This is a genomic window from Mesorhizobium sp. WSM4976, assembly GCF_029625685.1.
Taxonomy (GTDB): Bacteria; Pseudomonadota; Alphaproteobacteria; order Rhizobiales; family Rhizobiaceae; genus Mesorhizobium.
Window position 1 is genome coordinate 1 of the sequence record NZ_JARTVT010000019.1, and the last position, 12,696, is coordinate 12,696.

Below are 12,696 nucleotides of genomic sequence, written 5' to 3' on the forward strand. Positions count from 1 at the left end.
CCATTTGGGGTTTGGGGCTTTTCCCACAATGTAAAAAAAAACACCCGGGCCGTGTTTTCGTGTCCCCCTTTTTCCCCGCCTTGCCCCCCCGCCCCCCCCCCCCCGGGGGGGGGCCCCGGGCCCCCCCCCCTTCGTGCTGCCTGAGCCTGCTATGTCGCTTTGTCGTTCATGGGTTTCGGGCGGACGGCTGTGGGCCAAGCCGTCGTGCTCAACCGCGCAGCTTCAGGAATCGCTGCAGTCGCTACTTCATGATCTTGACGGCTTCGGCGATTTTTTTCCCGCCGCTCGTGTCCCAGGACACGCGAACCTTCTCACCGGCCTGAATGCCGGGATCCTTGAAGGCCTTGGACAGGGTGAAGGTCGATCCGTTGTCCAGAACAAGGCTCATGGCCGTTCCATCAAAGCTCTTCACGGTTCCGATGGTGTGCTTGACCGCCGCGAACGCGGCGCCACCGGAGGCGAGGACGGCGGCGGTCGCCGCCGTCACGATAAGCTTGCGCATGGCATGCTCTCCTGGAAATGGGGGCGCCTGTAGGACCAGGCACCCCTTCTTGATCAGGGCCGTCAAGTCGCGTCGGGTCACGGCCGTGGGAGCAACGATCGCCACCTCTGCCGCCGGCGCTTCCCGACCCGGAAGCTTAAATAACTCAATTTTTTCAAAAGGATATTAGACAAAAAAGAAATCTGCCCGCCACATTGGCCGCCAAGATTCGGCGAATGGGACAGCAATGCGGCCATGGCCGCGCTCACCGGATCGTTACGGCCATTTTACCTCGGGCGGCAGGCTGGACAGGATCGAGGCGACATTGCCGCCGGTCTTCAGGCCGAAGATGGTGCCGCGATCGTGAAGCAAGTTGAATTCGACGTAGCGGCCGCGCCGGATCAGTTGTTCGTCACGCTCGCCGTCGGTCCAGTTTTGATTGAAGTTGCCCCGAACCAGATGAGCATAGACGACCAGGAAGGAGCGGCCGACATCCTGGACGAAATTGAGATCGGCATTCCAGCCGCCCTTGTCCTCGCCCGAATGCAGCCAGTCGAAGAAGATGCCGCCGATGCCGCGCGGCTCATTGCGGTGGGGCAGGAAGAAATATTCGTCGCACCAGGCCTTGAATTTGGGGTAGTCGGCGACCGCGGCGTTTTTCTCGCAGGCGAACTGCATGGCGCGGTGGAAGGCGATCGCGTCGGGGTCGTCCTGGGTGCGGCGGCGGTCGAGCACCGGCGTCAGATCGGCGCCGCCACCGAACCACTGGCGCGTGGTAACCACCATGCGCGTGTTCATATGAACGGCCGGCACGTTGGGATTCCATGGATGCGCGATCAGCGAGATGCCGCTCGCCCAGAAGCGCGGATCCTCCTCGGCCCCGGGAATCTGCTTCCTGAACTCCGGCGAGAATTCGCCATGGACGGTCGAAGTGTGCACGCCGACCTTCTCGAAGACGCGGCCGCGCATCATCGACATGGTGCCGCCGCCACCGCGGCCTTCGTCACGTTCCCAGGGGGTCTTTTCGAAATGGCCGGGCGACCATGACGCTTGTGGGCCGGTGAGTTCCCGCTCGATCTGCTCGAAGGCGGCGCAGATGCGCTCGCGCAAGGCCTCGAACCAGAGGCGGGCCTTCATCTTCTTCTGCTCGATGTCGGCCGGCAGCCCCACCGGAAGATCAGGTCTTTCCAATTCAGTCTCCAGGTATAGGCGCGCTTGCCTGACAAATGACTCGTTTTTTCTGCGCGCGATCCCTAATCTCTTAAAGGCAAGGGTCAAGTCCTGTCTGACCAAGGTGCAAGGGAGTTCCTTCATGCGCACCCCGGCAAGACCGCCGCTGGATGGCTTGAAGAAAAGGCTGGAACGCTCGCGGGCCGAGCGCGCAAACCTGCCGCGCGACGGATTTCTGCGCGAGACCTTCGTGCTGCCGCGGCCGGCGGCGCGCCTCAAGGCCAAGGAGTGGTTCGAGCGCTTCCCGAAGCAGGCCTATTGGACCGAGATCGAAAGCTGGTTCGAACGCCCAGGCGATGTGATCGAGTTCACCATGCGACGGCTGCCGGCGGCCGACTGAAGCGCGCCACCGTCTTCGCTATCTTCGGTGTCGCGCGGGGAATTCCGGCCGCATCAAGGCTCTATAGGCGGCGAGCATCGCATTGACCGATCGCCCCGTGTCGATGATCGACTGCCGGGCGGCCGCGCGCATCCGCTCGAGGGCGGCCGTGTCGTCGACCAGGCTGGCGATGCGCGGCGTCAGGTCTTCCGGAACCGCGACCGGAACGATGAAGCCGTTGATGCCTTCGCGGATGATGAGCGCAGCATCTCCGACATCGGTGCTCGCCACCGGGCAGCCCATCGCCAATGCCTCAAGCATCACCAGTGGCGTGCCTTCGATGAGCGACGACATCACGAGGATGCTGCAGGAGGCGTAAAATTGCGGCATCGCCGAGCGATCGAGGCGAGGCACGTGATGCAGACGGTCGGCGATGCCGGAGGCCTCGGCCGCATCGCCAAACGCTTTGGCCATTGGGCCGTCGCCCAGCACAACGAGCCGCGCGTTGGGATGGGTGGCGAGAATTGGCGCCGCCACCGTGAGGAAGGCGAGAGGGCGTTTTTCCGCACTCATCCGCCCAACGAAGCCGATGACGAAGGTGTCCTCCTCAATGCCGAAGCGCTGGCGGGCCGCGGCGCGGTCCATGCCATGCGGATTGAAGACGCCTTCGTAATCGACACCGTTGGGGATCACAGCCACCGTCCCGGAGCGAGCGCCGCCACCGGTGAGCGAGCGCCCGATCCTTTCGTTCACCGCGATGAGGCGATCGATGTGAAGCGTGGCACGCAGCGCCGAGGCCAAATGCGCCTTTGGCGCGTCATTGTGCAGAATGTCATAGCTCCGGATTGCGGGAAAGCGTGCCTTGATCCGCTTCAGGTTCTTGTAGAGGAAGCGCGATCCGCTCGACAGGATCGCCTTGGAATCGCGCGAGGCCATAAGCGCGGCGACGAATTCGAACCAATGCCGCCGGTCGAGCAAATCGGGCAAATGGTAGATTTCCGTGGTGATTGCCGCAAACGCCGGCGCCAGAGCCTGGTCGCCTCTCTCGGTCGTGACGATGCTGAGGCGCCATTCTGCTTTGAGGCTGTCGAGGATGTCAGCCAGCAGCACCTCGGCGCCGCCGATCGGCAGCCAAGGCACCAGGACGAGCAAATGTGGGCGCAAGTCGGCGAGATTTCCCGCTGAGCGCACCAGGGCGGAAAACGGCTCTTGGTTTGCGGCAGCGAGAGGCGCGCCCCGCTCAAGGCGGCCCGCCAGCCGGCGCAATCTGTCGAGCTTGCGCAACCAGCTTTTGGCTAGCGCTGTCCAACCAAGGCGCAGCGGCAAGGACCGGTTGGTGCGCGTCATGCGGGCTCGGTGCTCCAGAGCGCCTCATGCGCCGGGGCCGTAATGCTCTGGGCCGGCGTGAACGGCTTTATCGAGACTGGCGATTCCGCGAACTGGCTCCGATACAGCGCAACGAGCGCCAGCTTGTCGACCGCCGCGCCAATGGGCCAAAGCGAGCGCCTGAGCTTCAATCGCGCGGCAAGGCATTGGAACCTGGCAAGGCCCTCCGCCCGCATCCGCCGGACGGAGGCATAGTGCAGATCTTCATAGAAGGCGATGCGCCAGCGCGCCCGCAGGGCGTTGTAGTGCCGTAACACGATCTTGAGGATCACCATGTGGTCGATATGCCCGCCGATGGCCATCGGGCAGAAGAGCCAAGGCCGCCGATCCGTGGGCCGTTCCATTGCCGCGGCAAAGATTGCCGCGACGACGGCTTCGTCAAGCTGCCGCGCATCGTCTTCCACCTTGGCGGTGTCGAAAGGAGCGTGCCCGCGCAGTGGCGCCTCGTCGAGCCCGCCAAAGCAGAGGCGCAGGCCTGTCTGCTCCGTAAAGGCGAGGTCTTCACGCTGGCGCAGGCTGGAGATCGCGGCGATGCGGTCATCGCCAAGTTCTGCAACCGTCCGAGGCTGGGCCACATAGCCTGACTGCGAGAATAAGGTGAGCAGAACGCCTTTTCGCCGCCGAAGCACGAAAGCCCCAAGCGAAAAACAGATGTCGTCGCAATGGGGCGCAAGATAGAGGTCATGCGTTGAAGGCTCGGCGAGGCCGGCCGGAACGGCGCGCCAGCGCGAGGCGAAATCTTGCGCGGTCAGGCTCAGGCCTTGCAGGCCCTTCGGGCCAAGGGACGCGATGGCGTTACAATTCATGCCCGTGCGGTCCGCTCGGCCTTTATAGAGATTCAGGGTCGAAGGCATTTTCCTGCAGACCAAATCCTTGTCTTGCAAGGATTATCTTTGGGATAACCGTCGAAAATGCTGACTGGCGCAGGCTCGCTGCATTGGCCTGTCTCCAGACAAGTAGCGTCCATCCCGGGTGTCTTGAAGCGGACAGCAATAGAGGATCAGCGCGCGACCACCAGTCGCCTTGCTCCCGACCCTTGGGCGCTCAGCCGGTCTTCCTTGTTCCTCAACGGGCATTTGTCGATGGACATGCAGCCGCAGCCGATGCAGTCGGTCAGACCGTCGCGCAATTTCTTCATCTGGGCGATCTTCTGGTCGAGATCGTCGCGCCAGACTGTCGACAGCAGGTTCCAGTCCTCTCGCGTCGGCGTGCGTTCTTCGGGCAGGGATTGGAACGCCCGGGCGATGTCGGAGAGCGAGATGCCGACCTCCTGAGCGACGCGGATGATCGCCACGCGCCGCAGCACATCGCGGCTGTAGCGCCGCTGGTTGCCGGAGGTGCGGTGGCTGCGGATCAGCCCGCGCGCCTCGTAGAAATGCAGCGCCGATACCGCGACGCCGCTGCGCATGGCAACTTGGCCGACCGTCAATTCCCTCACTGGAGCCATTCTCAAATTCCTGGTTGACCTCAAGTTAAGTTGAGCTTGTATCCAGGAAATATCGATAGGGCAATTGCGGGAGAAGGGCCATGTGCGTCTGGGCGGGAACGATGGCGGAACGAACTGCGGTTCGGGATAACGCGGAAGCGCGAAGGCTGGCTCGTTGTTTCGACGCAATTCCGGACGGAAAACCGTTTCACACTTTTCCTGGAATTGCTTTAGCCGAGCTGGCGGAGCGCTTCGCCCGCGACCATGGCGACCGACAGGGCGACATTGATGCTGCGCGCGCCCGCTCGCATCGGAATGGTCAGTCGCGCATCCGCCGCCTGATGGACCTCTTCCGTCACGCCGGCGGATTCGCGGCCGAACAGAAGAATGTCGCCGGCAGTAAACGCGAAGTCCGTGTAGGCGCTGGTGGCCTTGGTGGTGAGCAGCACCAGCCGGCGCGTGTGCGCCTTTCGACATGCCTCGAAGGCGTGCCAGTCGACATGGCGGGTGAGCGCCGCCATTTCGAGGTAGTCCATGCCGGCTCGTTTCAGCGCGCGGTCGGAGAGCGGGAATCCGGCAGGCTCGATGATATCGACAGCGATGTCGAGGCAGGCGGCGAAGCGCAGGATTGTCCCGGTGTTGCCGGCGATATCCGGCTGGTAGAGCGCGACGCGGAGACGATCGTTCATTTTCGCATCCTGCTAATAAGTGGCAGATCGGCCACAGGCATCTCCCGCTTTCGGCGATTTCTGGCCTGGCGGGTGGCCATTTTCTGCGAAGTCCGGTATATGCCCACCATCGTCAACCCGAACCGAATGGAGGGGAACACATGATGACCATGCACATCCAGCGCCTCTCCTGGGCTCTCGTATGCCCAATGGCGGTTTCGGTACGACGATTCTTCTGACACTTTAAAGTCTTCATCGCACCGATTCCCGCCGAACCCAGTTTTCGGCCCTTAGAAGGAATCTTGCGATGTTTTTCAAACTGCCAAAGGGGCGCCGCCGCGCCCCAGCTGAACGTGCCGGGACCGACATTTGTCGTCTCCCAGCCGACGCTTGCCGTCCGGCCCCGGACGATTCGATCCGCGCTTTCGGTCGAATGCCGGGGATCAAGGCCGTATCACCCTTTTTAACGCATTTGCATATGGAGGACGGACCAATGTTCGATCCCTACAAGATACCGGGGTCAAGAAGCCTGCATGAACGCAAGGTGGCCACCTGGGCGCTGCTGATCGGCGAAACCTATTCGTCGGCGGTGCATGCCGAGGAGCGTCGCAGGCCACATCGCGGCATGCTGCCGGATGTCGATTTCTCGCGCGCGGTGCCCGACCACAGCCGCCCCACGCTGGTGCGCCGGATCATCCGTATCTTCCGTCCGGGCGACAGGGACCGGGCAGGGTCCGGCTTTTCGTCGGGAAGCTCGGCGTCGTCAGGATCGTCGAACGAGCCTGTCGGCGAAACGCCGGCGAAACCCTATATTGCGAGCAGCAAGGCCGGCAATGCGGATGATTCCGTATCGCCGGCCCGCAATACCGCGCGGCCGCAAAGCCTTGCCCATCAATCCCGCGCCGCGTGAGCGCGTAGCGTCGTGAGTGCCTGGAATGTTCCGCTGGTTTGAACAGAGGCTCGATCCGTTTCCCGCCGAGGAACCGGTCGAGCCGCCGAAGACGCTGGTCGCGTTTTGCGTGCATTACACACGTGGCGCCTGGCCTTACATCATCGTCGATGCTCTCTTGGTGGCGGCGATCGCCGTCGCCGAAGTGTGGATGTTCGGTTTCATGGGCCGCATCGTCGATTGGCTGTCGGCGCAGAACCGGGAGACCTTCCTGCAGACAGAGAGCTGGAAGCTGGCCGGCATGGCTTTCATCGTTCTGTTTGCGCTGCCCGGCATGGTCTGGTTGCGTTCGCTGATCAACCAGCAGACGACGATGGGCAACTATCCGATGCGGATACGCTGGCAGGTCCATCGCTACCTGCTGAAGCAGTCGATGGCTTTCTACCAGGACGAGTTCGCCGGCCGCATCGCCACCAAGCTGATGCAAACCGCGCTGGCCGTGCGCGACTGCGTCATTAAGATCATAGACGTCCTTAACTATATCGTTGTCTACTTCCTTGGCATGCTGTTCATCGTCGGTTCGGCGGACCTGCGCCTGGCCGCTCCCTTGGGCGTATGGCTGGTCGGCTACATCGCTCTGCTGTTCTATTTCATTCCGCGGCTCGGCAAGGTCGGCGAAGAGCAGGCCAATGCGCGTTCGATGATGACCGGCCGCGTCGTCGACAGTTATTCCAACATCCAGACGGTGAAGCTGTTTTCCCACGCTCGCCGCGAGGCGGCCTTCGCCAGGGAAGGCATGGCTGGATTCCTCGAGACGGTCTACCGGTCGATGCGGCTGGTGACGGTGCTCTACGGCCTGCTCTACATCCTCAACGCGCTGTTGCTGTTTTCGGTCACCGCGCTGTCGCTGTGGCTGTGGCTCGGCGACGCGGTAACGATTGGCGCCGTCGCCGTGGTCATCGGCCTGGTGCTCCGGATGTGGGGCATGTCGCAGTGGATCATGTGGGAGATGTCCGGGCTGTTCGAGAATATCGGCACGGTTCAGGACGGCATCCAGTCGATCTCGCTGCCGCGCCTGGTCGAAGACAGGCCGGGTGCGAAGGACATCGCCGTCAGTCAGGGCGAAATCCGCTTCGAGGACATCCGCTTCCATTACGGCAAGCAGAAGGGCGTCATCGAGAACCTGTCGCTTACCGTGCAGCCCGGCGAAAAGGTCGGCATTGTCGGCCGGTCCGGCGCTGGCAAGTCGACGCTGGTCAACCTGCTGCTGCGTTTCTACGACCTGGAAAGCGGCAGGATCCTCGTCGACGGCCAGGAGATCGCGGCGGTGACGCAGGATTCGCTGCGCGCGCAGATCGGCATGGTGACGCAGGACACCTCTTTGCTGCACCGGTCGGTGAAGGAGAACATCCTCTACGGCCGGCCGGACGCGACCGAGGAGATGCTCATCGAAGCAGCGCGGCGGGCGGAAGCGCTCGATTTCATCGACGGGCTTTCGGACCACAATGGCCGCAAGGGCTTCGACGCCCATGTCGGCGACCGCGGCGTGAAACTGTCCGGCGGTCAGCGGCAGCGCATCGCGATCGCCCGTGTCATGCTGAAGGATGCACCGATTCTGATCCTCGACGAGGCGACCTCGGCGCTCGATTCGGAAGCCGAGGCGGCGATCCAGGAGAATCTCTACAAGCTGATGCAGGGTAAGACCGTCATTGCCATCGCGCACCGGCTGTCGACGATCGCGGCGATGGACAGGCTCGTCGTCATGGACAAGGGCCGCATCATCGAGGAAGGCTCGCACGAGGAACTCGTCGCCAAGGGCGGACTCTATGCCCAGCTCTGGCAGCGCCAGTCGGGCGGCTTCCTGCTCGATGACGGACCGGCTGACGCCGCCAACGATGCGATTGCCAAAGGTGAAGCCGCCGAATGATGCAGGCCATCTATCGCTGGTTCGAGCACTGGGTCTACCCGTTCCGCGAGCCCGCGAATCTGCGGCCGCCCGCCAGCGTCGGCGGCTTCCTGTGGCACTATGTCGGACAGGCGAAGCTCGCCTTCTTCGCCATGCTCGTCATCGGCGGCATCGCGCCGCTGGTCGAGGCCGGCCTGTTCTATTTCGTCGGCAGGCTGGTCGATATCCTCGACCAATTGCCCGGCGAGCGCAGCTGGCACGCGCTTTGGGCCGCGGCCGGTCCCGAGCTCTTGTTCATGGGCGCGGTGGTGCTGATCATCCGTACGACCGTCGTCGGCCTTTCGGCGCTGGTCGACGAGCAGACGATCACGCCAGGCTTCTACAATCTTGTGCGCTGGCAGGCGCACCGGCATGTCTCGCGCCAGTCCTACGCCTTCTTCCAGAACGACTTCGCCGGCCGCATCGCGACAAAAGTCTGGCAGGCGGGGCAGGCGACGGGCGACCTGATGGAAAGCTTCATCGAGGTGGTCTGGTTCATGATCGTCTACACGGTCACCACGCTGGCGCTGGTCGCGGGGCTGGATCTGCGGCTGGCGCTCATGGTGGTGGTGTGGATCGCCGCGTTCGGCTGGCTGGCGAAACTCTATCTGCCGGCAATCCGCAAGCATGCCGAGGCGACCGCCGAGGCCGGCTCGATGATCACCGGCCGCATTGTCGATTCCTATTCCAACGTGCAGACGCTGAAGCTGTTTTCGGCCGACGGCGACGATCGCTATATCCGTAGCGGCTTCGACATCTATCTCGATGCGCTGCGGCCGTTCACGCGGCGACTGACCGGCGTGCGTATGGCGCTGACCATGCTCTCCGGCGTCATGATCACCGCGATCGCCGCCTTCGCCATCTATCTCTGGGTCGAAGGCTCGATCACGGTCGGCGCCGTCGCTTTCACCCTGTCGCTGGTGCTGAGGCTCAACATGCTGCTTGGGCGGCTGATGATGCAGCTCAACGGCATCTTACGAAATCTCGGCGTGCTGGAGAATTCGAAGGCGCTGATCTCGCAGCCGCTCGGCCTGACCGATGCGCCAGACGCTAGGGAATTGGTCGTCACCGGCGGTCGCATCGATGTCCGCAACGTCACCTTCCATTACGGCAAGGGGGCAGGTGTGCTTGACGGGATCGACCTCGTCGTGCGTCCGGGCGAGAAGGTCGGCCTGGTCGGTCCGTCCGGCGCCGGCAAGACGACGTTGGCCAATCTGATCCTGCGCCTCTACGATCTGGAAGGCGGCCAGATCCTGATCGATGGCCAGGATATCGCGCATGTGACGCAGAACTCGCTGCGCGGCAATATCGGCGTCGTCAGCCAGGACACGGCGCTGTTCCACCGCTCGCTGCGCGACAACGTCAAGCTCGGCATGCCGGATGCCACTGACGCGAAGGTGATCGCCGCGGCGAAAAAGGCCGAGGCGCATGACTTCATCCTAGGACTGCGCGACAACCGCGGCCGCGCCGGCTACGAGGCTTATGTCGGCGAGCGCGGCGTGAAACTCTCCGGGGGCCAGCGGCAGCGCGTCGCCATCGCCCGCGTCTTCCTCAAGGATGCGCCGATCCTGATCCTCGACGAGGCGACCTCGGCGCTCGATTCAGACATCGAAGCGGCGATCCAGGAGAATCTGACGCGGTTGATGGAGAACAAGACGGTGATCGCCATCGCGCACCGGCTTTCCACCATCGCGGCGCTCGACCGGCTGGTGGTGCTCGACGGCGGCCGCATCCTGGAGCAGGGCACGCATGACGAGCTGGTGGGGCTCGACGGGCTCTATGCGAGGCTGTGGAAGCGACAGTCCGGCGGTTTCCTGTTCAACGAGGAAAGCGCGCTGGAAGAGACGCGGCCGGCGGAGTAGAACGCGACCATGTCAGTACGCATGCCTACCAATTTCGGACGGTCTGGCGCGCAGGAAAGCGCGCTCGACCTGCTCGGTCACGAAATCCTCGCCGAGAAGGCCGCCGCGCTTGGCCGCGCCGGCCAGCGCGTCGAGGAAACTCTTGCCAGATTGCGCGAGAGCGGGGAGGGCGAGCACCGCAACCGGCTGCTGAAGGAAGCGGCCGCGGCCGTGCACGCCTATTTCATCCAGCGCGAGCTTTGCGGCCTGCGCAAGCACGATGCCGTGATCCGCGAATACAACATCCCGCGGGCCGTGCTGGTCAGGCTCGGCGCCAGCTAGCTAGGCGCTGATTTCTTCACGGAAGCGCACCAATCGCGCAGCAAGCGCCGTGGGGTTCTCATCAGCTGCGAAGTGCCCACAGCCTGCAATGATGTCGCCTTCGACCTGCGACAGGCCAGCGGACCTCAAGCCATCGAGATAATCGGCTATGTCGCCGGACTCGGCCGAGCCCCTGAGATAAAGCACCGGCGTGCCGATCGAGACTGCGGGCGCAGCGGCGTTGGCCTTGGCATCCTCGGCAAATGCTCGATACCAGTCGAACCCCGCCTTGAGGCTTTCCGGCCGCGAATAGGCCTTCGCGCAGATATCCCGGGCCTTGGGAGGGATCGCCGACTTTTCCTCGGAGAGGGTGTCGAAGAAGAAATCGAAATAGACGCGCTCATGGCCGCTCACCAGCATCTCGGGTAAAACCGGGATCGCATGGAAGGCAAAATGCCAGATATGCGGATTGTGGATGACCTTTTCCCACGGCGCCACGCCAGGGATGACGACATCCATGATCACCGCGCCGCACAATTTTCCCGGCTTGTCGCGCAACAGCGCGAAGACGATCTGACCGCCGACGTCATGGCCGGCGACGATGACCTGCCGCAGGCCGCAAGCCTCAATCAGCCCGCCTATCAGCTCGGCCAGATATGCCTTCTCCCCGCTTCTGGGCAAGCCCTGCGAGGCGCCGATACCTGGCAGGTCAGGCGCAATGACGCGCTGGTTCCTGGCCAGTTGGTTAATGATTGCTTCGAAAGCATAGGAGCTTTGCGGCCAGCCGTGCAGCAGGAGCAGCCCAGGGGCATTGGGCGGTCCCGCTTCCCGGACCGCGATTGCCAGCCCCTCGACCTCGACAGTACGTGTTTGCATGCTTCGATCTCCATCGACGTCCCATCGATAGAACTAGGCTGCAGTCGGTGGTCGGACAGGCCCTATCAACCACGGACCGGAAGAGAAATCATTCCAGCCATTCGGTGATGAAGTGGCCGTTCTCGTGGATGTCGGTGCTTTCGAGCGGACCGGGGCCGAGATTGGTGAATTTGTGCGGGGTGTCAGGCGGCACGATCAGGATCTGGCCGGCTGTGGCCCTGATTTCCCGGTCGCCGATGATGAACAGGCCGGTGCCGGAGCGGATGACGAAGATCTCCGCATAGGGGTGCTTGTGCAGGCGCGGGCCGGCGCCGATCCTTTCCTGATAGTTGAAGATCAGGCAGGAATTGGCGCCGAACTGGCCGCATTGCAGTTCGCCTTTCCAGCGGTCGGGGGCGTCGGCCCAGCTGTCGCGTTCAATGACATGCGCCATGACGGCAGAATAGACCGGGCCAGGAGCCGATGTCGAGGCAAACACCGCCCTGATTTCACTCCGGATTTCCCGCTGTTTCACGCCGTCCGGCGACCTCGCGAGGACACGTCGGCCACGGCCGCTGCGCTTCCCCGCGACAATCTGCCCTTGTGGCCTCACCCCGCTGGACAAAAACGGGCCGCACGCATAAACCGAAAATCCAAATGCCGGAGGAATTCGCTAGCCTGTTCGCCATGCGCTGTCGGGCAGGTGCGATTGAGCGGGGACAAGGCTCGGCCTCCGGTTAGGAAGAGGCGAAAGGATCAGGCACCCGTGAGCGCAACCGACATCCACGATCCCAACCGTCGCGATTTTCTCTACGTAGCCACCGGCATGGCCGCCGTTGTCGGCGCGGGAGCCGTCGCCTGGCCGTTCATCGACCAGATGCGCCCGGACGCCTCGACGCTGGCGCTGGCCTCGGTCGAGGTCGATGTCTCCTCGCTGCAGCCCGGTTCTTCGCTGATCGTCAAGTGGCGCGGCAAGCCGGTGGTGGTGCGCAACCGCACCGAAAAGGAAATGAAGGACGGCGAGGCCGTCAATCTCGCCGATCTCAAGGACCCGATCGCGCGCAATGCCAACCTGCCGTCCGACGCGCCGGCGACCGACGCCAACCGCACCACTCCCGGCAAGGAAGCCTGGATGGTGATGGTGCAGGTCTGCACCCATCTCGGCTGCATCCCGCTCGGCCAGGAAGGCGACTTCGGTGGCTGGTTCTGCCCGTGCCACGGCTCGCAATACGACACCGCCGGCCGCATCCGCAAAGGCCCGGCGCCGGAGAACATGGCGATCCCGGTATTCAAGTTCATTTCCGATACCAAGATCCTTATCGGTTGAGGCAGGGG

14 protein-coding genes are annotated in these 12,696 nt (G+C 63.3%); 6 read left to right on the forward strand and 8 right to left on the reverse strand.

Annotated features, from left to right (window positions below):
* Window positions 1-241: 241 nt before the first annotated feature.
* Both P9272_RS22370 and hemF read right to left on the reverse strand, forming a co-directional pair.
* Window positions 242-502, reverse strand: a complete 261-nt coding sequence (locus P9272_RS22370; protein ID WP_128258420.1) for a DUF1344 domain-containing protein — start codon at window positions 500-502, stop codon at window positions 242-244.
* A 255-nt stretch (window positions 503-757) separates the two neighbouring features.
* On the reverse strand, window positions 758-1,672 hold the full coding sequence (gene hemF / locus P9272_RS22375; protein ID WP_128258419.1) for an oxygen-dependent coproporphyrinogen oxidase: 915 nt from the start codon (window positions 1,670-1,672) through the stop codon (window positions 758-760).
* A 121-nt stretch (window positions 1,673-1,793) separates the two neighbouring features.
* Here hemF and P9272_RS22380 point away from each other — a divergent pair, with 121 nt between their 5' ends.
* On the forward strand, window positions 1,794-2,051 hold the full coding sequence (locus P9272_RS22380) for a hypothetical protein (RefSeq protein ID WP_042639873.1): 258 nt from the start codon (window positions 1,794-1,796) through the stop codon (window positions 2,049-2,051).
* Window positions 2,052-2,069: 18 nt separating this feature from the next.
* Here the strand turns inward: P9272_RS22380 and P9272_RS22385 are convergent, their stop codons facing one another.
* The 4 genes from P9272_RS22385 to P9272_RS22400 all read right to left on the reverse strand — a co-directional run bounded on the left by P9272_RS22385 (window position 2,070) and on the right by P9272_RS22400 (window position 5,531).
* Entirely contained in the window at window positions 2,070-3,377 is a 1,308-nt protein-coding gene (locus P9272_RS22385) for a glycosyltransferase family 4 protein (RefSeq protein WP_278162216.1), read from the reverse strand.
* Window positions 3,374-4,222 carry a hypothetical protein gene (locus P9272_RS22390; RefSeq protein ID WP_278162217.1) on the reverse strand — a complete coding sequence of 283 codons (849 nt, stop codon included), beginning with the start codon at window positions 4,220-4,222 and terminating at the stop codon, window positions 3,374-3,376. The genes P9272_RS22385 and P9272_RS22390 overlap by 4 nt, the downstream gene beginning before the upstream one ends.
* Before the next feature lie 194 nt (window positions 4,223-4,416).
* The gene (gene soxR / locus P9272_RS22395) at window positions 4,417-4,863 is read right to left on the reverse strand and encodes a redox-sensitive transcriptional activator SoxR (protein ID WP_278162218.1); all 447 of its coding nucleotides are present in this window, start codon (window positions 4,861-4,863) and stop codon (window positions 4,417-4,419) included.
* A gap of 209 nt (window positions 4,864-5,072) precedes the next feature.
* On the reverse strand, window positions 5,073-5,531 hold the full coding sequence (locus P9272_RS22400) for a tRNA (cytidine(34)-2'-O)-methyltransferase (RefSeq protein ID WP_128258415.1): 459 nt from the start codon (window positions 5,529-5,531) through the stop codon (window positions 5,073-5,075).
* Window positions 5,532-6,003: 472 nt separating this feature from the next.
* Between P9272_RS22400 and P9272_RS22405 the strand changes: the two genes are divergently transcribed.
* The 4 genes from P9272_RS22405 to P9272_RS22420 are packed head-to-tail and all read left to right on the forward strand — an operon-like array spanning window position 6,004 to window position 10,527.
* The gene (locus P9272_RS22405; protein ID WP_278162219.1) at window positions 6,004-6,420 is read left to right on the forward strand and encodes a hypothetical protein; all 417 of its coding nucleotides are present in this window, start codon (window positions 6,004-6,006) and stop codon (window positions 6,418-6,420) included.
* A gap of 25 nt (window positions 6,421-6,445) precedes the next feature.
* Window positions 6,446-8,326 (forward strand): ABC transporter ATP-binding protein, encoded by a 1,881-nt coding sequence (locus P9272_RS22410; protein ID WP_128258413.1) that lies wholly within the window; start codon window positions 6,446-6,448, stop codon window positions 8,324-8,326.
* On the forward strand, window positions 8,323-10,206 hold the full coding sequence (locus P9272_RS22415; RefSeq protein ID WP_278162220.1) for an ABC transporter ATP-binding protein: 1,884 nt from the start codon (window positions 8,323-8,325) through the stop codon (window positions 10,204-10,206). Before P9272_RS22410 ends, P9272_RS22415 begins: the two co-directional genes overlap by 4 nt.
* A 9-nt stretch (window positions 10,207-10,215) precedes the next feature.
* Window positions 10,216-10,527, forward strand: a complete 312-nt coding sequence (locus P9272_RS22420) for a DUF6665 family protein (RefSeq protein WP_278162221.1) — start codon at window positions 10,216-10,218, stop codon at window positions 10,525-10,527.
* On the opposite strand, the gene P9272_RS22425 is transcribed toward P9272_RS22420, so the two are convergent.
* Both P9272_RS22425 and P9272_RS22430 read right to left on the reverse strand, forming a co-directional pair.
* A complete protein-coding gene (locus P9272_RS22425) occupies window positions 10,528-11,382 on the reverse strand; it encodes an alpha/beta hydrolase (protein WP_278162222.1) in 855 nt (284 codons plus the stop codon).
* An 88-nt stretch (window positions 11,383-11,470) separates the two neighbouring features.
* Window positions 11,471-11,815: a cupin domain-containing protein gene (locus tag P9272_RS22430; RefSeq protein WP_128258506.1), complete on the reverse strand. Its 345-nt coding sequence runs from the start codon at window positions 11,813-11,815 to the stop codon at window positions 11,471-11,473.
* 312 nt (window positions 11,816-12,127) lie between these two features.
* On the opposite strand from P9272_RS22430, the gene petA reads away from it, so the two are divergent.
* Window positions 12,128-12,688: a ubiquinol-cytochrome c reductase iron-sulfur subunit gene (gene petA, locus P9272_RS22435; RefSeq protein WP_042647595.1), complete on the forward strand. Its 561-nt coding sequence runs from the start codon at window positions 12,128-12,130 to the stop codon at window positions 12,686-12,688.
* Window positions 12,689-12,696 lie beyond the last annotated feature (8 nt).

Bases quoted from the DNA above. Each gene is read 5' to 3' on its own strand.
- P9272_RS22370 (WP_128258420.1), bottom strand. From the start codon at position 502: ATGCGCAAGCTTATCGTGACGGCGGCGACCGCCGCCGTCCTCGCCTCC.
- P9272_RS22380 (WP_042639873.1), top strand. From the start codon at position 1,794: ATGCGCACCCCGGCAAGACCGCCGCTGGATGGCTTGAAGAAAAGGCTG.
- P9272_RS22385 (WP_278162216.1), bottom strand. From the start codon at position 3,377: ATGACGCGCACCAACCGGTCCTTGCCGCTGCGCCTTGGTTGGACAGCG.
- P9272_RS22390 (WP_278162217.1), bottom strand. From the start codon at position 4,222: ATGAATTGTAACGCCATCGCGTCCCTTGGCCCGAAGGGCCTGCAAGGC.
- soxR (WP_278162218.1), bottom strand. From the start codon at position 4,863: ATGGCTCCAGTGAGGGAATTGACGGTCGGCCAAGTTGCCATGCGCAGC.
- P9272_RS22400 (WP_128258415.1), bottom strand. From the start codon at position 5,531: ATGAACGATCGTCTCCGCGTCGCGCTCTACCAGCCGGATATCGCCGGC.
- P9272_RS22405 (WP_278162219.1), top strand. From the start codon at position 6,004: ATGTTCGATCCCTACAAGATACCGGGGTCAAGAAGCCTGCATGAACGC.
- P9272_RS22410 (WP_128258413.1), top strand. From the start codon at position 6,446: ATGTTCCGCTGGTTTGAACAGAGGCTCGATCCGTTTCCCGCCGAGGAA.
- P9272_RS22415 (WP_278162220.1), top strand. From the start codon at position 8,323: ATGATGCAGGCCATCTATCGCTGGTTCGAGCACTGGGTCTACCCGTTC.
- P9272_RS22420 (WP_278162221.1), top strand. From the start codon at position 10,216: ATGTCAGTACGCATGCCTACCAATTTCGGACGGTCTGGCGCGCAGGAA.
- P9272_RS22425 (WP_278162222.1), bottom strand. From the start codon at position 11,382: ATGCAAACACGTACTGTCGAGGTCGAGGGGCTGGCAATCGCGGTCCGG.
- P9272_RS22430 (WP_128258506.1), bottom strand. From the start codon at position 11,815: ATGGCGCATGTCATTGAACGCGACAGCTGGGCCGACGCCCCCGACCGC.